General features: G+C 62.3%; 15 protein-coding genes and 1 pseudogene. 10 read left to right on the top strand and 6 right to left on the bottom strand.

The features are described from left to right. Positions 1 to 20: 20 nt before the first annotated feature. Complete coding sequence (gene cysS / locus ITX55_RS09485; RefSeq protein ID WP_108680260.1) at positions 21 to 1,406, bottom strand: cysteine--tRNA ligase; 1,386 nt, start codon at positions 1,404 to 1,406, stop codon at positions 21 to 23. Positions 1,407 to 1,714: 308 nt separating this feature from the next. Between cysS and ppiB the strand changes: the two genes are divergently transcribed. From ppiB to purK, 4 genes are all read left to right on the top strand, one after another. Beyond that, positions 1,715 to 2,209 carry a peptidylprolyl isomerase B gene (gene ppiB, locus ITX55_RS09490; RefSeq protein ID WP_016928800.1) on the top strand — a complete coding sequence of 165 codons (495 nt, stop codon included), beginning with the start codon at positions 1,715 to 1,717 and terminating at the stop codon, positions 2,207 to 2,209. A gap of 10 nt (positions 2,210 to 2,219) precedes the next feature. Then, positions 2,220 to 2,942: a UDP-2,3-diacylglucosamine diphosphatase gene (locus ITX55_RS09495; RefSeq protein WP_108680259.1), complete on the top strand. Its 723-nt coding sequence runs from the start codon at positions 2,220 to 2,222 to the stop codon at positions 2,940 to 2,942. Between the two features lie 149 nt (positions 2,943 to 3,091). Then, complete coding sequence (gene purE, locus ITX55_RS09500; RefSeq protein ID WP_004940188.1) at positions 3,092 to 3,616, top strand: 5-(carboxyamino)imidazole ribonucleotide mutase; 525 nt, start codon at positions 3,092 to 3,094, stop codon at positions 3,614 to 3,616. Next, entirely contained in the window at positions 3,613 to 4,680 is a 1,068-nt protein-coding gene (purK, locus tag ITX55_RS09505; RefSeq protein WP_072628246.1) for a 5-(carboxyamino)imidazole ribonucleotide synthase, read from the top strand. The genes purE and purK overlap by 4 nt, the downstream gene beginning before the upstream one ends. Before the next feature lie 64 nt (positions 4,681 to 4,744). On the opposite strand, the gene ITX55_RS09510 is transcribed toward purK, so the two are convergent. The 3 genes from ITX55_RS09510 to ybbA form a co-directional block, all read right to left on the bottom strand. Beyond that, a complete protein-coding gene (locus tag ITX55_RS09510; RefSeq protein ID WP_223085016.1) occupies positions 4,745 to 6,151 on the bottom strand; it encodes a sugar porter family MFS transporter in 1,407 nt (468 codons plus the stop codon). Between the two features lie 357 nt (positions 6,152 to 6,508). Continuing rightward, positions 6,509 to 8,941: a putative ABC transporter permease subunit YbbP gene (ybbP, locus tag ITX55_RS09515; protein WP_108680258.1), complete on the bottom strand. Its 2,433-nt coding sequence runs from the start codon at positions 8,939 to 8,941 to the stop codon at positions 6,509 to 6,511. Next, a complete protein-coding gene (gene ybbA, locus ITX55_RS09520) occupies positions 8,938 to 9,624 on the bottom strand; it encodes a putative ABC transporter ATP-binding protein YbbA (protein ID WP_046897614.1) in 687 nt (228 codons plus the stop codon). Before ybbA ends, ybbP begins: the two co-directional genes overlap by 4 nt. Between ybbA and tesA the strand changes: the two genes are divergently transcribed. The 3 genes from tesA to ITX55_RS09535 all read left to right on the top strand — a co-directional run bounded on the left by tesA (position 9,595) and on the right by ITX55_RS09535 (position 11,968). Beyond that, entirely contained in the window at positions 9,595 to 10,233 is a 639-nt protein-coding gene (gene tesA / locus ITX55_RS09525; RefSeq protein WP_223085037.1) for a multifunctional acyl-CoA thioesterase I/protease I/lysophospholipase L1, read from the top strand. The genes ybbA and tesA overlap by 30 nt on opposite strands. Positions 10,234 to 10,259: 26 nt before the next feature. Beyond that, the gene (locus ITX55_RS09530; RefSeq protein WP_004940195.1) at positions 10,260 to 11,036 is read left to right on the top strand and encodes an SDR family oxidoreductase; all 777 of its coding nucleotides are present in this window, start codon (positions 10,260 to 10,262) and stop codon (positions 11,034 to 11,036) included. Positions 11,037 to 11,113: 77 nt separating this feature from the next. After that, complete coding sequence (locus ITX55_RS09535) at positions 11,114 to 11,968, top strand: co-chaperone YbbN (RefSeq protein WP_033642135.1); 855 nt, start codon at positions 11,114 to 11,116, stop codon at positions 11,966 to 11,968. A 111-nt stretch (positions 11,969 to 12,079) separates the two neighbouring features. Here the strand turns inward: ITX55_RS09535 and cfa are convergent, their stop codons facing one another. Further along, complete coding sequence (cfa, locus tag ITX55_RS09540; protein ID WP_108680257.1) at positions 12,080 to 13,231, bottom strand: cyclopropane fatty acyl phospholipid synthase; 1,152 nt, start codon at positions 13,229 to 13,231, stop codon at positions 12,080 to 12,082. A 319-nt stretch (positions 13,232 to 13,550) separates the two neighbouring features. Between cfa and ITX55_RS09545 the strand changes: the two genes are divergently transcribed. Continuing rightward, entirely contained in the window at positions 13,551 to 14,456 is a 906-nt protein-coding gene (locus tag ITX55_RS09545; RefSeq protein ID WP_004940203.1) for an SPFH domain-containing protein, read from the top strand. A gap of 2 nt (positions 14,457 to 14,458) precedes the next feature. Further along, positions 14,459 to 14,920 carry an NfeD family protein gene (locus ITX55_RS09550; protein ID WP_033642133.1) on the top strand — a complete coding sequence of 154 codons (462 nt, stop codon included), beginning with the start codon at positions 14,459 to 14,461 and terminating at the stop codon, positions 14,918 to 14,920. Here ITX55_RS09550 and cueR read toward each other — a convergent pair. Continuing rightward, positions 14,917 to 15,317: pseudogene (gene cueR, locus ITX55_RS09555) on the bottom strand (Cu(I)-responsive transcriptional regulator). The gene ITX55_RS09550 and the pseudogene cueR overlap by 4 nt on opposite strands. A gap of 107 nt (positions 15,318 to 15,424) precedes the next feature. On the opposite strand from cueR, the gene copA reads away from it, so the two are divergent. After that, positions 15,425 to 18,136: a copper-exporting P-type ATPase CopA gene (gene copA / locus ITX55_RS09560; protein ID WP_033651123.1), complete on the top strand. Its 2,712-nt coding sequence runs from the start codon at positions 15,425 to 15,427 to the stop codon at positions 18,134 to 18,136. Positions 18,137 to 18,216 lie beyond the last annotated feature (80 nt).

Below are 18,216 nucleotides of genomic sequence, written 5' to 3' on the forward strand. Positions count from 1 at the left end.
TTTTGTTTCCTTCTGCCGGATTACTTACGGCGCCAGGTGGTGCCCTGCGGGCCGTCTTCCAGCACGATGTTCATCTCGTTCAAGCGATCACGCGCGGCATCCGCCAGCGCCCAGTCCTTGGCGGCGCGCGCTTCGTTACGCTGTTTGATCAGCGCTTCGATCTCCGCCACTTCGCCGTCGCCAACCTGTGCGCCCCCTTGCAGGAACTGCTCCGGCTCCTGCTGCAGCAGGCCAAGCACGTTCGCCAGCTTGCGCAGTTCCGCCGCCATGCCGCTGGCCGCCGCCATGTCTTCCCCCTTCAGGCGGTTAACCTCGCGCGCCAGATCGAACAGCGCCGAGTAGGCTTCCGGGGTGTTGAAGTCGTCGTCCATCGCTTCGCGGAAGCGGGCTTCGAACGCTTCGCCGCCGGCCGGCGCGGCATTGGCGTCGGTGCCGCGCAGCGCGGTATAGAGGCGCTCCAGCGCGGTGCGCGCCTGCTTGAGATTCTCTTCACTGTAGTTCAGCTGGCTGCGATAGTGGCCGGACATCAGGAAGTAACGCACCGTCTCCGCATCGTAATGGCCGAGCACGTCGCGAATGGTAAAGAAGTTATCCAGCGATTTGGACATCTTCTCTTTGTCGATCATCACCATGCCGGAGTGCATCCAGTAATTGACGTACGGGCCGTCGTGGGCGCAGCTCGACTGCGCGATCTCGTTCTCGTGGTGCGGGAACATCAGATCGGAACCGCCGCCGTGAATGTCGAAGTGGGTGCCCAGCTGTTTGCAGTTCATGGCGGAGCATTCGATGTGCCAGCCCGGACGGCCCGGCCCCCACGGCGACTGCCAGCTCGGCTCGCCCGGTTTGGACATCTTCCACAGCACGAAGTCCATCGGGTTGCGCTTAACGTCGTCGATCTCCACGCGCGCGCCGGCCTGCAGCTGCTCCAGATCCTGGCGCGACAGCAGCCCGTACTGCGGATCGCTGTCGATGGAGAACATCACGTCGCCGTTGCTGGCCACATAGGCGTGATCGCGATCGATCAGGCGCTGGGTGATCTCGATGATCTCGGCGATGTGTTGGGTCGCGCGCGGTTCGCTGTCCGGGCGATCGATCAGCAACGCGTCGAAGTCGGCATGCATTTCCGCCAGCATGCGTTCGGTCAGCTGGTCGCAGGTCTCATGATTTTCCGCCGCGCGGCGGATGATTTTGTCGTCCACGTCGGTGACGTTGCGCACGTAGTTCAGCGAATAGCCGAGATAGCGCAGGTAACGCGCCACCACGTCGAAAGCGACAAAGGTACGACCGTGGCCGATGTGACACAGGTCATAGATGGTTACCCCGCACACGTACATGCCCACTTTCCCGGCATGAATGGGTTTGAATTCCTCTTTTTGACGACTCAGGGTATTAAAAATCTTTAGCATCGGGAGATTCCGTGGTGTGCGTGATAACAAAAAAGATAACCGGGCTTCAGGTTTAACGCCCGGTAGCGTATTGAAACCTGAAGCCTGATCTATTGCAAGGTTAAGGCCATGCTTTGCTGACTTCACGCGAAGAAAAAGCGCAAAATTCGCCGGCCGCGCAATTGTTATAATATAACATAAATACAATTACCACAGACAGTGCGCGGTTGAGCCGCTGCTGACTCGCTGGGGCGGATATGTTATAAGGGCGGTCTGAATGTTCACTCGCTTTACGTGACGTCTCACTTCACCTTGTTAGGATTAAAACTATGGTTACTTTCCACACCAATCACGGCGATATCGTTATCAAGACCTTTGCTGACAAAGCGCCGGTTACCGTTGAAAACTTCCTGAACTACTGCCGCGCCGGTTTCTACGACAACACCATCTTCCACCGTGTGATCAACGGCTTCATGATCCAGGGCGGCGGTTTCGAGCCGGGCATGAACCAGAAAGCGACCAACGCGGCCATCAAGAACGAAGCCAACAACGGTTTGAAAAACACCATCGGCACCCTGGCAATGGCGCGCACCAACGATCCGCACTCCGCCACCGCACAGTTCTTCATCAACGTGGCTGACAACGACTTCCTGAACTTCCGCGGCGAAAACGTACAGGGCTGGGGCTACTGCGTGTTTGCTGAAGTGGTTGAAGGCATGGACGTGGTCAACAAGATCAAAGGCGTGAAAACCGGCCGCAGCGGCATGCACCAGGACGTACCGGTAGAAGACGTGGTGATCAACAGCGTGACCGTCAGCGAGTAATCGCGGCTGCATGAGTACGCTGTTCATCGCAGATCTGCACTTGTGCGCACAGGAACCGGCAATCACTGCCGGTTTTCTGCGTTTTTTACGGCGCGAAGCGGTGCACGCCGACGCGCTGTACATCCTCGGCGACCTGTTTGAAGCCTGGATCGGCGACGACGATCCCGAGCCGCTGCACGCGGAGATCGCCGCGGCGCTGAAAGCGCTGCAACAGGCCGGCGTGCCCTGCTATTTCATCCACGGCAACCGCGATTTTCTGCTCGGCAAGCGCTTCGCCCGCGCCAGCGGCATGCAGCTGCTGCCGGAAGAAAAAGTGCTGGAGCTGTACGGCCGCAGGATCCTGATCCTGCACGGCGACACCCTGTGCACCGACGATCAAGCCTATCAGCAATTCCGCCGTAAAGTGCACAACCCGCTGATTCAAAAACTGTTCCTCGCGCTGCCGCTGCGCTGGCGACTGAAGATCGCCGCCAAGATGCGCGCCCGCAGCCAGCAATCCAACCAGTACAAGTCGGACGCCATCATGGACGTCAACCCGCAGGCGGTCGAGCAAACGATGCTGCGCCACGATGTGCACTGGATGATCCACGGCCATACCCATCGCCCGGCGGTGCATCGGCTGGCGTTGAGCAACGGCGAAGCCCATCGCGGGGTGCTGGGCGCCTGGCACGTCGAAGGATCGATGATCAAAGTCAGCGCCGACGCCGTCGAGCTGATCCAATTCCCGTTCTGAGTTCCGCACTGGCGCGCGGGTGAAAATTCGCGCTTTCGCCGGTGAAAACCGGCGACGCAACCGTTTTCCTTACCGTGCGCTCATGGTATGCTCTACGCCCTCATTCGGCCCTCAGCCGACGCCAGACAAATCACAGGAGCCTTACACCCATGGGAGCCAACGCCGCTTCAGCCGCCAATGCCGGGGCTAAAATCGCAATTGTAATGGGATCGAAAAGTGACTGGGCCACCATGCAGTTCGCCGCCGAAGTCCTGACCCAGCTCGATGTCCCCTTCCATGTCGAAGTCGTTTCCGCTCACCGCACGCCGGACAAGCTGTTCAGCTTCGCCGAGCAGGCTGCCGCCAACGGCTTTGACGTGATCATCGCCGGTGCCGGCGGTGCCGCGCATCTGCCGGGCATGCTGGCGGCGAAAACGCTGGTGCCGGTGCTGGGTGTGCCGGTGCAAAGCGCCGCGCTGAGCGGCGTGGACAGCCTCTACTCCATCGTGCAGATGCCGCGCGGCATTCCGGTGGGGACGCTGGCGATCGGCAAAGCCGGCGCCGCCAACGCCGGGCTGCTGGCGATGCAGATCCTGGCGCTGCACGATGCCGCCCTGGCGCAGCGTTTGGCGGACTGGCGTCAGGCGCAGACTGAAGACGTTTTGAACCACCCCGATCCGCGGGAGGACGCATGAAGCCGGTTTGCGTATTGGGCAACGGTCAGCTGGGGCGCATGCTGCGCCAGGCCGGCGAACCGCTGGGCATCGCCGTCTACCCTGTCGGCATCGATGCCGAACCCGAGGCGGTGCCGTATCAGAACAGCGTCATTACCGCCGAGATTGAACGCTGGCCGGAAACCGCGCTGACGCGCGAACTGGCGACTCACGGCGCCTTCGTCAACCGCGACATCTTCCCGCGTTTGGCGGATCGCCTGACGCAAAAGCAGCTGCTCGATCAGCTCGGCCTGGCGACCGCGCCGTGGCAGCTGCTGGCGAGCGCCGCCGAATGGCCGCAGGTGTTCGCTGCGCTGGGCGAGCTGGCGATCGTCAAACGCCGGGTCGGCGGCTATGACGGCCGCGGCCAGTGGCGCCTGCGTCCGGGGCAGGAAGCCGAACTGCCGGCCGATGCCTATGGCGAGTGCATCGTCGAGCAAGGCATCAATTTCTCCGGCGAAGTGTCGCTGGTGGGCGCGCGCGGCCACGACGGCCGTTCGGTCTTCTACCCGCTGACCCACAACCTGCATGAAGACGGCATCCTGCGCGCCAGCGTGGCGCTGCCGCAGCCCAATCCGGCGCTGCAGCAACAGGCCGAGCAGATGCTGGCGGCGATCCTGAACGAGCTGAACTACGTCGGCGTGATGGCGATGGAGTGCTTTATCGTCGGCGATCGGCTGTTGATCAACGAACTGGCGCCGCGCGTGCACAACAGCGGCCACTGGACGCAAAACGGCGCATCCATCAGCCAGTTCGAGCTGCACCTGCGCGCCATCCTCGGCCTGCCGCTGCCGCAGCCGGTGGTGAGCACGCCGTCGGTGATGGTCAACCTGATCGGCACCGCCGTCAACGAACAGTGGCTGTCGCTGCCGCTGGTGCATCTGCACTGGTATGAGAAAGAGGTGCGCCCGGGCCGCAAGGTCGGCCACCTCAATCTGAACGACCCGAGCGCCGCCGATCTACGTCAAGCGCTGCAGGCGCTGGCGCCGCTGCTGCCGGGCGAATACCAAAGCGGGCTGGCCTGGGCACAGCAGAAGCTGGCTTAACGGTTTACACCGCCGAAAAGAAGAAGGTTCAGCCCAGGCTGAACCTTTTTTATTGCCGCAAAGATCAACGCGAGCCGATATTACGCAACGGTTTGCCGGCCATCAGATTGCGCTCAATGTGTTCCAGTGAAATATTTTTGGTTTCCGGGATCAGCGCCAGCGTGATGAAAACAAACAGCACGTTAAGCCCCGCGTAGACCCAAAAGGTGTGAGCGCTGCCCAACGAATTCAGCATGGTCAGGAACGTCGCCCCCACGATCATATTGGCTATCCAGTTAGTGGCGGTGGAACAGGTGATGCCGAAATCGCGGCCTTTCAATGGCTGGATCTCTGAGCACAGCACCCAAATCAGCGGGCCGGCGCTCATGGCAAAGCCGACGATAAACATCAGCAGCATGACGATGGCGAAATATTGCTCCGCCGCCGAGTTCATGCCGATATTCATCATGGTGCCCAGCGCCCCCATGCCGACGGCCATCACGATAAACCCAAGGATCAAAGTGGGCTTGCGGCCCCAGCGGTCAACCAGCCCAATAGCGATAAAGGTGGCCAGCACGTTGACCAGACCGACGATCACCGTGCCCCACATCTGCTGTTCCGTACTGGCGAAGCCCGCCAGACCGAAAATCTTCGGCGCGTAATACATGGTGACGTTCATCCCGGTAAACTGCTGCATCACCTGAAGAAGAATGCCAAGGAAAACCGCGCGGCGGAAATTTTTATTGCCTTTGAACAACGCCCAACCGCTTTGCTTCAGTTTGAGGCTTTCACGAATTTCATTCAGCTCATACTGCGCCTGGGCACTGCTGTCGCGCAGCTTCTCCAACACCTGACGCGCTTGCTCATGGCGATTACGCGAGGCCAACCACCGCGGGCTGTCAGGCAAAAAGAACACGCCGACCAACAACAGCCCGGCCGGGATGGTGATGACGCCCAACATCCAGCGCCAGGCGCCGGTATAGCTGAATGCCGTATCAGACAGGTAAGCGGCCAGAATGCCGATGGTGATCATCAATTGATACATCGAGATCATGCTGCCGCGGATTTTCTCCGGCGCGATTTCAGAAAGATAAATCGGCGCGGTATAAGAAGCGATCCCCACCGCCAATCCCAGCAGAATACGTGAAACGATCAACACCTCCACGTTGGGAGCGAACGCAGAACACAGCGATCCCGCCACGAAGAGGATTGCGCCGATCATCAAACTGTATTTGCGCCCCAGCCGGAAGTTCATCCAGCCGCTGCCGATGGCGCCGACGGCGGCGCCAAACATCATTGAGCTGACCACCCACTCCTGCTGAGAGCTGGCGATCTGAAAAGTATCGGTAATAAACGGCAGGGCGCCGGCGATCACGCCGATATCAAGACCGAACAGCAAGCCGGCCAAGGCGGCTAAAAAACAGACGAAAAAAGTCATGCCGACATGAGTCGGGCTTTTCTCCGCCGGTGTCACTTTGACGGTATCGCTCATACAGCCTCCAGGAGAAAACGGTCATCAGTGTGCGACATGATAGGAGGCAATGCGTCGGAGATAAGTGAGTGCGATCACATTAGTGAAAACGGTTACATTCCATTAAATCTTTTTAGGCCGTTTTTTATGGCGGATGAATTCACTTAATCCATGCGTAACCCTCTAAATCAATGCGTAAAACAGGCGAAGTCAGCCAACTATCCGCTACACCGATGACCAATGGCAAACGTATCGATATGACATAAATGTAATCGATTTCACAATGAATGGGCATGAAGAGGAATTGCGCCAGTGACGCGCGAAAGAAAATCGGCAGGCCCGGCCACGCTTGGCGGCAACGGGCCTGCGATCGCCAGATCAGCCATCATAACTGCGGAACAGCGCCCGGCCGCGCAGCAAGCGCACGCCCAGCCAGCCGCCGCACAGCGACAGCAGCAGCGCGCTGGCCAGCGGCAGCGCCCACCACAGCACCGGCGTCGGCGTCCACGGGAAGTCGAACACCCGGCTTTGCAGCAGCCACAGCGCCGCTTCGGCCCCCACCGCCGCCGCGATGCCCGCCACCAGCCCCAGCAGGGCAAACTCACACCACAGCGTGCGGCGCAGCAGCCGTTTACCGGCGCCCAGCGTGCGATAGACCACCAACTCCTGCCGCCGCTGACGCATGCCGACCTGCACCTGCGCCAGCAGCAGCAGGCCGCCGCACAGCACCACCAGCACCACCATCACCTCCAGCGCGCGGCTGACCTGTTGCAGCACGCCGCCGACCTGTTTCAGGATCGCGCCGATGTCCAGCAGGCTGAGCGTTGGGAACTGGCGGTTGAGCTGGGTCAACATCCGGCCGTCGCCGTCGTAGCGGAAGCTGGTGAGCCAGGTCTGCGGCTGGCCGCCCAGCGCGCCCGGCGGGAAGATAAAGTAAAAGTTCGGCTTCAGGCTTTCCCAATCCACCTGACGCAGGCTGGTGACTTTGGCGCTGAACGCCTGGGTATCGCCGCTGAAGGTCAGCGTGTCGCCCAGCTTGATCTTCAGCCGCCCGGCGATGCCTTCATCCATCGAGACTTCGCCGCTTTTCGGCGGCCAATTGCCCGCCACCAGCGGATTGTGATCCGGCAGCTCGGCCAGCCAGGTCAGGTTCAGCTCACGGTTCACCGCCTCGCCGCCCGGATCGTCTTCATGCACCCGTTCGGTCGCCACCTGCTGGTTTATCTCGGTCAGGCGCACCCGGACGATCGGGTAATAGGTTTCCGGTTTGATCTGGTGCTGCTGCAGGAAAGTTTTCACCTGCGGCACCTGCGCCTCGGTCATGTTGAGCAGGAAATAGTTCGGGCTGTCCGGCGGCAGCTGTTGCTGCCAGCGTTCGAGCAGATCGCCGCGCAGCACCAACAGCAGCGCCAACAGCATGAACGACAGCGAGAACGCCGCCAACTGGCTGATGGTCACCCACGGCTGATGCAGCAGGCGGTTGACCGCCAGCCGCAGCGCCAGACTCTTGAGCGTGATGCGGCGCAACAGCAGCAGGCTGCCCCACCCTATACCGCCCAGCAGCAGCGCCAGCACCGCCATGCCCGCCAGGATCGCCCACAGCAACGTGCTGGCTCCCATCAGCAACACCAACAACGCGACCACGATCGCCGCCGTCACCGGCAGGAAATAGCGCAGCGGCCAGACGTTGGCCGCCACATCGCGACGCAGCACCCGCAGCGGCTGGGTGGCCAGCAACTGGCGATACGGCCGCAACCCGACCAGCAGCGAAATCAGCACCAGCGCACCGAGCGCCCACAGCCACGGCCAGACGCCGGCGGCGGGCAACGCGGCCGGCAACACCGGCTTCAGCAGGCGAATCAACAGCGCCTCGAACGCCAGCCCGATCGCCCCGCCGCACACCGCCGCCAGCGCCATCACCGCCAGCCACTGGCCGACGATCAATTTGCGCAGCGCGCCGCGCCCGGCGCCAAGGGTTTTCAGCACCGCGATCAGATCGTAGCGGCTGCGGCAATAGTGGCTCATCGCCACCGCCACGGCGGCGATCGACAACAGCAGCGTCAGCAGGGCCGACAACAGCAGGAACTGTTGGGAGCGCTGCAGCGACTTGCCCAGCGCGCTGCCGGATTCCTGCAGCCCGAACCAGCGCTGATCCGGCGTCAACTGCGGCGTCAGCCGTTCTTCGTAACGCTGAATATCCGGCTCGGCGCCGGCGAACATGTAACGATAGGTCAGGCGGCTGCCCGGCTGCACTGCGCCGGTCTTATCGACGTCCGCCAGGTTGATCATGATGCGCGGCGCGGTCTGGAATGGATTGAAACCGGCGTCCGGCTCCTGAATGATTTCACCGGCGATGCGCAGCGTGGTGTCGCCGACCTCCAGCGAATCCCCCACTTTCACGTTCAGCAGCGCCAGCAAACGCGGCGCCACCAGCACGCTGCCCGGTTCGGGCTGGATGTTGGCCGGGCGCGTTTCCAGCTTGCCGTACAGCGGATAGGCCAAATCGGTGGCTTTCACGTCCGCCAGCTGCGGCCGATCGCCGGCATAGGTCATGGTGGTGAACGACAGCTGACGGCTCACCTTCAGCCCTTGTTGCTGCGCGTCCAGCAGCCAGCCTTCCGGCACCGGATGCGCGCTGCGCAGCACCCGATCGCCGGCGATAAAATCGCGGCTCTGCTGGCTGAGCCCTTTGTCCATGCGATCGCTGATGCTGCCCAGCGCCAGCACGCAGGCGACGGAGAGCGTCAGCGCCAGCCACACGATCAGCAGCGACGGCGAACGCCATTCGCGCCAGAACCAGCGCCAGATCATGCTTCCTCCCACAGCTTGCCTTCGCGCAGCCGCAGCCGCCGCTGGCAGCGCGCCGCCAGGGTTTCGTCATGGGTCACCAGGATCAGGGTGGTGTCAAAATCGCGGTTGAGGGAAAACAGCAGGTCGGCGATGCGATCGCCGGTCTGACGATCGAGGTTGCCGGTCGGTTCATCGGCGAACAGCACCCGCGGTCGGCCGCTGAAGGCGCGCGCCAGCGCCACGCGCTGCTGCTCGCCGCCGGACAGCTGCGCCGGCAGGTGATCGAGCCGTTTCCCCAGCCCCAACTGCTCGAGCAGCTGCACCGCCTGCTCGCGGCTCTGTCTGTCGCTCTCGCCGCGCAACAGCGCCGGCAGCTGCACATTCTCCAGCGCGTTCAGCGTCGGCACCAGCATGAACGACTGAAACACGAAACCGACGTCCCTGGCGCGCAGCGCGGCGCGCCCCTCTTCGTCCAGCGCGGTCAGCGACTCGCCGAGCAAGCGTACCTCGCCTTCGCTGCCGTCATCCAGCCCGGCCAAAATGCCCAGCAAGGTCGATTTCCCCGATCCGGATTCGCCGATCAGGGCGATCGTCTGCGCGGGTTTGACAAGCAGCTCGACTCCGGTAAGGATGGTGAGCTGATGCTCACCCTGACCAACGTGTTTACTAAGATGATGAACTTCAAGAACGTTTTCCGCTGGCATCTTCCCTTCCTTTTGCTGTTGGGATTATTCAGTTTACGCGCTGCCGCCGCCGATACCTTGTTGATTTTAGGCGACAGTTTAAGCGCCGGTTACCGCCTGCCGATCGAGCGGGCGTGGCCGACGCTGTTGGCCGAACAGTGGCAGAAAAAACCGGGTGCGCCGCAGCTGGTCAACGCCAGCATCAGCGGCGACACCGCCGCGCAGGGGCTGGCGCGTCTGCCCGCGCTGCTGAAACAGCATCAGCCGCGCTGGGTGCTGATCGAGCTGGGCGCCAACGACGGCCTGCGCGGCTTCCCGGCGCAGGACGTACAGCGCGATCTCGGCCAAATCATCACGTTGGTGCAGCAGGCCGGCGCGCAGCCGCTGCTGATGCAGATCCGCATCCCGCCGAACTACGGCCGCCGCTATACTGAAGCGTTCGGCGCCGTCTACTCGGCACTGGCCAAGCAGTTCAACATTCCGCTGCTGCCGTTCTATATGGAACAGGTGGTGGTGAAGCCGGAATGGATGCAGGATGACGGATTGCACCCCAATGGGGACGCCCAGCCGTTTATCGCCACCTGGATGGCGGAGCGCCTGGAGCCTCTAGTAAAGCATGAGTCTCACTAAATTAGGGTCGTACACTAGGTAAAGTTATGCAAAAAGCGGTATTGATAACCGGCTGTTCCAGCGGGATTGGCTTGATTGCGGCGCAGGATCTGCGCAACCGCGGCTACCGGGTGCTGGCCGCCTGCCGCAAGCCGCAGGACGTGGAAAACATGCGCCAGCTCGGGCTGGAAGGCATCGAGCTGGATCTGGACGACAGCGCCAGCGTCGAGCGCGCCGCCGCCGAGGTGATCGCGCTGACCGACGGCCGACTGTACGGTCTGTTCAATAACGGCGGTTTCGGCGTTTACGGCCCGCTCAGCCGCATTTCGCGCAGCCAGCTGGAACGGCAGTTCGCCACCAACCTGTTCGGCACCCACCAACTGACCCAACTGCTGTTGCCGGCGATGCTGCCGCACGGCGAAGGGCGGATCATTCAGACCAGTTCGGTGATGGGCCTGGTCTCCAGCGCCGGGCGCGGCGCCTACGCCGCCAGCAAGTTCGCGCTGGAAGCCTGGTCGGACGCGCTGCGCATGGAGCTGCACGGCAGCGGCATTCAGGTCAGCCTGATCGAACCGGGGCCGATCTCCACCCACTTTAGCCAGAACGTCAACCAGGCGCAGAGCGACAAACCGGTGCACAATCCCGGCATCGCCAAGCGCCTGACGCTGCCGCCGGAGGCCATTCTGCCCAAACTGCGCCACGCGCTGGAAAGCCCGCGCGCCAAACTGCGCTATCCGGTCACCCTGCTGGCGCACGCGATGAGCGTGCTGCGCCGCATTTTGCCGGGCCGCTGTCTGGATTGGCTGCTGCGCAGCAACGCTTAATTCGCCCGACGGGGTTGAAGAATGGCGGCGCGCCCCCATCTACACCCCATGGCTCCGCACGATCAGAGAGAAAAAAGATGCTAGCTCAAGCTGTTGTTGATATTAACGAAACTAACCTGCACCAGACGCTGGAACAATCGATGTCCACACCGGTGCTGTTCTACTTCTGGTCCGAGCGCAGCCAACACTGCCTGCAGCTCACGCCGGTGCTGGACAAGCTGGCGGCGGAATACGCCGGTCAGTTCATTCTGGCCAAGGTGGACTGCGACGCCGAACAGATGATCGCCTCGCAATTCGGGCTGCGTTCCATTCCGACGGTCTACCTGTTCAAAGACGGTCAGCCGGTCGACGGCTTCCAGGGCCCGCAGCCGGAAGAAGCGATCCGCGATTTGCTGCAGCGTTTCCTGCCGAAGGAAGAAGATCTGAAACTGGCACAGGCGCAGGAGCTGCTGGCCGCCGGCAACGCCGCCGAAGCGCTGCCGCTGCTGAAAGACGCCTGGCAGAGCAGCCAACAGCGCAGCGACATCGGCCTGACGCTGGCCGAAACTCAGATCGCGCTCAGCCGCAGCGAAGACGCTGAAGCGGTGCTGGCGACCATCCCGCTGCAGGATCGCGATACCCGCTATCAAGGTCTGGTGGCGCAGATTGAATTGTTGAAGCAGGCGGCGGACACGCCGGAAATCCAACAGCTGCAACAGCAGGTGCAGCAGCAGCCGGACAACGTCGAACTGGCGGTGCAGCTGGCGCTGCAACTGCATCAGGTCGGGCGTAACGAAGAAGCGCTGGAACTGCTGATGGGGCATCTGAAGAAAGATCTGGCCGCCGCCAACGGCAGCGCGCGCAAAACCCTGATGGACATTTTGGCCGCACTCGGCACCGGCGACGCGCTGGCCGCTAAATATCGCCGCCAGCTGTACTCCCTGCTGTACTGATCTCCGTCATACTTGAAGCTGCATCCAGGCGGCAAATGTGAAAAGCCCTGGGCGCTTAGATAGCTAAGCGACCAGGGCTCGAACGTGCAGCCAGCTTGAATATGACGGGGATTAGCGATAGACCCGCACCCCGCCCTCCACGCCCGCCGGGCTGAACAACACCTGCCACAGCTGAATGTTGCGCGAACGGAACGCGCCGGCGCAGGCGTTCAGGTAATAGGTGAACATGCGCTCGAAGCGTTCGGAATAACCGCCCATCAGATCCGGCCACGCCCGTTTGAAATTCTCCAGCCAGGCCATCAGCGTGCGATCGTAATCGGCGCCAAAGTTGTGCCAATCCTCCATCACGAAACGCCCTTCGCTGGCCTCGGCGATATGCCGCACCGAAGGCAGGCAGCCGTTGGGGAAGATGTATTTGTCTATCCAGGCGTCGACGTTGAGATCGGTCTGATTGGAACCGATGGTGTGCAGCAGGAACAGGCCATCCGGCTTCAGGTTGCGCGCCGCGACGCTAAAATAGGTCTCATAGTTTTTCGGCCCGACGTGCTCGAACATGCCGACCGACACGATGCGATCGAACTGACGATCCAGATCGCGGTAATCCTGCAGCAAGATCTCGACGTCCAGCCCGGCGCAGCGTTCCTGCGCCAGCTTCTGCTGCTCGGCCGAAATGGTCACGCCGTGCACCGAGACGCCGTAGTTTTGCGCCGCAAACTGCGCCAATCCGCCCCAGCCGCAGCCGATATCCAGCAGCGTCATGCCCGGTTTCAACTGCAGTTTTTCGCAGATCATCCTGAGCTTGGCCTGCTGCGCCTGCTCCAGCGTCTGCGCCTCTTTCCAGTAGCCGCAGGAGTATTGCATATAAGGATCGAGCATCGCCCGGAACAGGTCGTTGCCGATGTCGTAGTGCTCTTTGCCCACCTGCCAGGCACGCTTGCGCGATTGGCGATTGAACAGCCGGGCATAGGCGATGCGCGCGATGTCGCTCAGGCTTTTCGGCAGCCGTTCATCGACGCCGGCCTGCAGAATGCGGGTGAACAGCATGTCCAGCCGTTCGCACTCCCACCAGCCGTCCATATAGCTTTCGCCGAAGCCGAGCGAGCCTTCCTGCAAAATGCGTTTGAACAGCGCCGGGTTATTCACCCGGATATCCCAGGCACGCGGGCCGTTGATGGCGACGCCGGCTTCCGCCAACATCTCCTCCACAATGCGATACCAGCGATCGTTCTTCTGGGCGAGTTCATCAACACTGAGCGAATCCATAACAATCCTTGGCCGAAATGTCATTTCAAAAAGCATAGTCGCAAATGAAAATGACAAATTTTTGACGGTAAACACGGGGGTGTTTTTACTCTAGCCAAGGCGAGCAACATCATGAAATGAATAAAAATTATTGAAATCATGCCATTTAGGCATACTTATTTTTCAGCTGTGCCACACTTGTCGTGACAACACTCTGTTCCAGACGCGGGATCCACCGCTCGCGGGTTGCGTCAGCGCCCTGGATTAAGTCGCGGTATCAGTAGGCATTTTTCCGGCGCTGTCGTAATATCTGTTTACATATGTCTGACAGGAGGTTTGCATGCTTACTTTTATTCCCATCGTGATCGTCGTCGCACTGATTGTGGTGTTCGCCGGCGTCAAAATTGTGCCGCAGGGGTTCCAATGGACGGTAGAACGCTTCGGCCGCTACACCAAAACGCTGATGCCGGGCCTGAACCTGGTGGTGCCGTTCATGGACCGCATCGGCCGCAAAATCAACATGATGGAGCAGGTGCTGGACATCCCTTCCCAAGAGGTGATTTCCCGCGATAACGCCAACGTCGCCATCGACGCGGTGTGCTTTATCCAGGTGGTCGATCCGGCGCGCGCCGCCTACGAGGTCAGCAACCTCGAACAGGCGATCGTCAACCTGACCATGACCAACTTCCGCACCGTGCTCGGCTCGATGGAGCTGGACGAAATGCTGTCGCAGCGCGACAGCATCAACAGCCGCCTGCTGCACATCGTCGATGAAGCGACCAACCCTTGGGGGGTGAAAATCACCCGTATCGAGATCCGCGACGTGCGGCCGCCGGCAGAACTGATCGCCTCGATGAACGCCCAGATGAAGGCCGAGCGCACCAAGCGCGCCGACATCCTGGAGGCGGAGGGGGTGCGTCAGGCGGCCATTCTGCGCGCCGAAGGGGAGAAGCAATCGCAGATCCTGAAGGCCGAGGGCGAACGTCAGTCGGCGTTCCTGCAGGCGGAAGCGCGTGAGCGCGCCGCCGAGGCCGAGGCGCGCGCCACCCAGCTGGTGTCCGACGCCATCGCCAGCGGCAACATTCAGGCGGTGAACTACTTCGTGGCGCAGAAATACACCGATGCTCTGCAGAAGATCGGTTCCTCCAACAACAGCAAGGTGGTGATGATGCCGCTGGACGCCAGCAGCCTGCTCGGCTCGATCGGCGGCATTACCGAACTGCTGAAAGAAAGCAAAGGCAAATAATCATGCTCGAACTGATCGCGGCGAATCCGCTGTGGTTCTGGCTCTCCCTCGGGGGCGTGCTGCTGGCGGCGGAAATGCTCGGCGCCGGCGGCTACCTGCTGTGGAGCGGCGTGGCGGCGCTGTTGGTCGGCGCCTTGATCTGGCTGCTGCCACCGCTTTCCTGGGAATGGCAAGGCGTGATCTTCGCCGTCCTGACCGTCGTCGTCGCCTATCTGTGGTGGTACTGGCTGCGTCGCCGCCCGGCGGCCGCATCCGGCGGTTCGCCGGTGCTCAACCAGCGCAACCGTCAGCTGATCGGCACCCGCGCCACGCTGACGGAGCCGATGCACAACGGCATGGGGCGCATCAATATCGGCGACAGCAGCTGGCGCGCGCAGGCGGCGGAAGATCTGCCCGCCGGCACCGAAGTGGAAGTGGTGGCGGTGGAAGGGGTCACGCTGGTGATCCGTGCCATCAGCCGTTAATTAGAACGACAACACCCCGCCAGGTTATTGATGATGGGGCACTCCGCCCCCTCGTCGCCCGGGCATTGTTCCGCCAGCGTCAACAGGCGCTGGCGCATGTTCCCCAGCTCGCTGATGTGCTTTTCGATCTCCGCCACCTTCTGCAGCGTGCGCGCCTTCACGTCGGCGCTGTGGCGGGCCGGATCGTTGAACAACGCTACCAGTTCGCGGCACTCGTCCAGGTTGAAGCCCACCTGCCGCGCCTGGCGCAGCAGCGTCAGCTCTTCGACATGCTTGGCGGAATAGTGGCGGTAACCGTTGTCGCTGCGGATCGGGGCGGTAATCAACGCTTTCTCTTCGTAAAAACGAATCGTCTTGCTGGTTAAACCGGTTTTTTCGCGACGTCGCTAATATTCATTTTCCCTCCTTGACCTTACCCTTGCTGGAAGGTTTAAGCTCCATTCTTAGTGAAAACAGGTCAGGCGGTCAACCTTTAAACACCGCCTCTACGCAAGGAGTTCAATCATGTCACACACCACTATGCTGGCATTGCAGGGGTTGTCCTGCATGAACTGCGCGCAGCGGGTGAAAAAAGCCCTGGAAAGCCGCAGCGATGTCGAACAGGCGGAGGTTAACGTCCATTACGCCAAAGTGACCGGCGAAGCGCCGGACAGCGCATTGATCGACAGCGTGATCGCCGCCGGCTATCAGGCAGAAGTCGCGCCGCGCGCCGACACCGAATTACAGCTGAGCGGCCTGAGCTGCATGCACTGCGTCGGCAGCACCCGCAAGGCGCTGGAAGCGGTGCCGGGCGTGTTCGCCGCCGACGTCGAGATCGACAACGCGAAAGTGTACGGCGATGCCGATCCGCAGGCGCTGATCGCCGCGGTGGAACATGCCGGTTATCACGCCAGCGTGGCGGGCGCCGTCGTCCCAAAAACTGAGCCGTTGACTGACGCAACACCTTCGTTGCCGGACGTTCAGCCAGCGGCGCAGCCTTCTCTTCCGGCAACCGACAGCGCGGACGACAGCGTACAGCTGCTGCTCAGCGGCATGACCTGCGCCAGCTGCGTCAATAAGGTGCAGCAGGCGCTGCAAAGCGTTCCCGGCGTGGAGCACGCGCGCGTCAACCTGGCGGAGCGCAGCGCGCTGGTGACCGGCGCCGCCGATGCGCAGGCGCTGGTGGCGGCGGTGGAAAAAGCCGGCTACGGCGCCGAGATGATTCAGGACGAAACCGAACGCCGCGAACGTCAGCAACAGACCGCACGCGCCAACATGAAGCGCTTTAGCTGGCAGGCGGCGCTGGGGCTGGCGTTAGGTATTCCGCTGATGGCCTGGGGGCTGTTCGGCGGCAGCATGACGCTGACGCCGGAAACCCAGCGCCCCTGGCTGCTGGTCGGCGTCATTACCCTGGCGGTGATGGTGTTCGCCGGCGGGCACTTCTACCGCAACGCCTGGCGCGCATTGATGAACGGCAGCGCCACCATGGATACCCTGGTGGCGCTCGGCACCGGCGCCGCCTGGCTCTATTCGATCGCCGTCAACATTTGGCCCGATTTCTTCCCGATGGAGGCGCGTCACCTCTATTACGAGGCCAGCGCGATGATCATCGGTTTGATCAACCTCGGCCATGCGCTGGAACAGCGCGCCCGCCAACGTTCTTCGCAGGCGCTGGAGCGGCTGCTCGATCTGACGCCGCCCACCGCGCGGCTGGTGACTGACGACGGCGAGCGCGATATTCCGCTGGCGGAGGTGCAGCTCGGCATGACGCTGCGGCTGACCACCGGCGATCGCGTGCCGGTCGACGGTGAAATCGTGCAGGGCGAAGTCTGGCTTGATGAAGCGATGCTGACCGGCGAAGCGGTGCCGCAGCAGAAAGGCCCCGGCGACACGGTGCATGCCGGGACGGTAGTCGACGACGGCAGCGTGCTGTTCCGCGCCGCCGCCATCGGCAGCCAAACCACGCTGGCGCGCATCATCAAACTGGTGCGTCAGGCGCAGAGCAGTAAGCCGGCGATTGGCCAGTTGGCCGACCGCGTCTCGGCGGTGTTCGTGCCGGCGGTGGTGGCGATCGCCCTGTTCAGCGCGGCGGTGTGGTACTTCTTTGGTCCGCAGCCGCAGCTGGTCTATACGCTGGTGATCGCCACCACGGTGCTGATCATCGCCTGCCCATGTGCGTTAGGATTGGCGACGCCGATGTCGATCATCTCCGGCGTGGGCCGCGCGGCGGAATTCGGCGTGCTGGTGCGCGACGCCGACGCCCTGCAGCAGGCCAGCCAGTTGGATACCCTGGTGTTCGATAAAACCGGCACCCTGACCGAAGGGAAACCGCAGGTGGTGGAGATCCTGACCTTCAATCAGGTCAGCGAACAGCAGGCGCTCGGCTGGGCCGCCGCGCTGGAACAAGGCTCCAATCACCCGCTGGCGCGCGCCATCATGGAACGCGCCGCCGGGCAAACGCTGCCGCAGGTGGCGCAGTTCCGCACCCTGCGCGGCGCCGGCGTCAGCGGGGAGATCGACGGCGTGCAGGTGCTGCTGGGCAACGCCGCGCTGCTGAAACAACATCAGGTCGCGGCCGACGAACTGGAGGCGCCGATGCGCGCCCAGGCCGAACGCGGCGTGACGCCGGTGCTGCTGGCCGTTGACGGTAAACCGGCTGCGCTGTTCGCCATTCGCGATCCGCTGCGCGAGGACAGCGTCGCGGCGCTGCAGCGCCTGCACCAGCAGGGATATCAGCTGGTGATGCTGACCGGCGACAACCCGGTGACCGCCAACGCCATCGCCAAAGAGGCCGGTATCGATCGGGTGATTGCCGGCGTGCTGCCGGACGGCAAAGCGGCGGCGATCAAACAGCTGCAGGCGCAGGGCCAACGCGTGGCGATGGTCGGCGACGGCATCAACGACGCCCCGGCGCTGGCGCAGGCCGACGTGGGCATCGCGATGGGCGGCGGCAGCGACATCGCCATCGAGACCGCCGCCATCACCCTGATGCGTCACAGCCTGCACGGCGTGGCGGATGCGGTGGAACTGTCGAAGGCCACGCTGCGCAACATGAAGCAGAACCTGTTCGGCGCCTTTATCTACAATACGCTGGGCATTCCGATCGCCGCCGGCGTGCTCTACCCGCTGACCGGCACGCTGCTCAGCCCGGTGGTAGCGGGCGCGGCGATGGCGCTGTCGTCGATTACCGTGGTCAGCAACGCCAACCGGCTGCTGCGTTTTAAACCCAGGAAGTAAGCTCCGGGGCGCCGTCAAGGCGCCCCGCTGTTTTCCGGGCTTCCCTGCGCGGCGGATAGCGTTTAGCATGAATGACGATT

It is taken from the genome of Serratia sp. EWG9, from assembly GCF_019913725.1.
Taxonomy (GTDB): Bacteria; Pseudomonadota; Gammaproteobacteria; order Enterobacterales; family Enterobacteriaceae; genus Serratia; species Serratia ureilytica.

What these genes read in the sequence shown, in the direction of transcription:
- cysS (WP_108680260.1), bottom strand. Translation starts at nt 1,406, where the DNA reads ATGCTAAAGATTTTTAATACCCTGAGTCGTCAAAAAGAGGAATTCAAA.
- ppiB (WP_016928800.1), top strand. Translation starts at nt 1,715, where the DNA reads ATGGTTACTTTCCACACCAATCACGGCGATATCGTTATCAAGACCTTT.
- ITX55_RS09495 (WP_108680259.1), top strand. Translation starts at nt 2,220, where the DNA reads ATGAGTACGCTGTTCATCGCAGATCTGCACTTGTGCGCACAGGAACCG.
- purE (WP_004940188.1), top strand. Translation starts at nt 3,092, where the DNA reads ATGGGAGCCAACGCCGCTTCAGCCGCCAATGCCGGGGCTAAAATCGCA.
- purK (WP_072628246.1), top strand. Translation starts at nt 3,613, where the DNA reads ATGAAGCCGGTTTGCGTATTGGGCAACGGTCAGCTGGGGCGCATGCTG.
- ITX55_RS09510 (WP_223085016.1), bottom strand. Translation starts at nt 6,151, where the DNA reads ATGAGCGATACCGTCAAAGTGACACCGGCGGAGAAAAGCCCGACTCAT.
- ybbP (WP_108680258.1), bottom strand. Translation starts at nt 8,941, where the DNA reads ATGATCTGGCGCTGGTTCTGGCGCGAATGGCGTTCGCCGTCGCTGCTG.
- tesA (WP_223085037.1), top strand. Translation starts at nt 9,595, where the DNA reads ATGAACTTCAAGAACGTTTTCCGCTGGCATCTTCCCTTCCTTTTGCTG.
- ybbA (WP_046897614.1), bottom strand. Translation starts at nt 9,624, where the DNA reads ATGCCAGCGGAAAACGTTCTTGAAGTTCATCATCTTAGTAAACACGTT.
- ITX55_RS09530 (WP_004940195.1), top strand. Translation starts at nt 10,260, where the DNA reads ATGCAAAAAGCGGTATTGATAACCGGCTGTTCCAGCGGGATTGGCTTG.
- ITX55_RS09535 (WP_033642135.1), top strand. Translation starts at nt 11,114, where the DNA reads ATGCTAGCTCAAGCTGTTGTTGATATTAACGAAACTAACCTGCACCAG.
- cfa (WP_108680257.1), bottom strand. Translation starts at nt 13,231, where the DNA reads ATGGATTCGCTCAGTGTTGATGAACTCGCCCAGAAGAACGATCGCTGG.
- ITX55_RS09545 (WP_004940203.1), top strand. Translation starts at nt 13,551, where the DNA reads ATGCTTACTTTTATTCCCATCGTGATCGTCGTCGCACTGATTGTGGTG.
- ITX55_RS09550 (WP_033642133.1), top strand. Translation starts at nt 14,459, where the DNA reads ATGCTCGAACTGATCGCGGCGAATCCGCTGTGGTTCTGGCTCTCCCTC.
- copA (WP_033651123.1), top strand. Translation starts at nt 15,425, where the DNA reads ATGTCACACACCACTATGCTGGCATTGCAGGGGTTGTCCTGCATGAAC.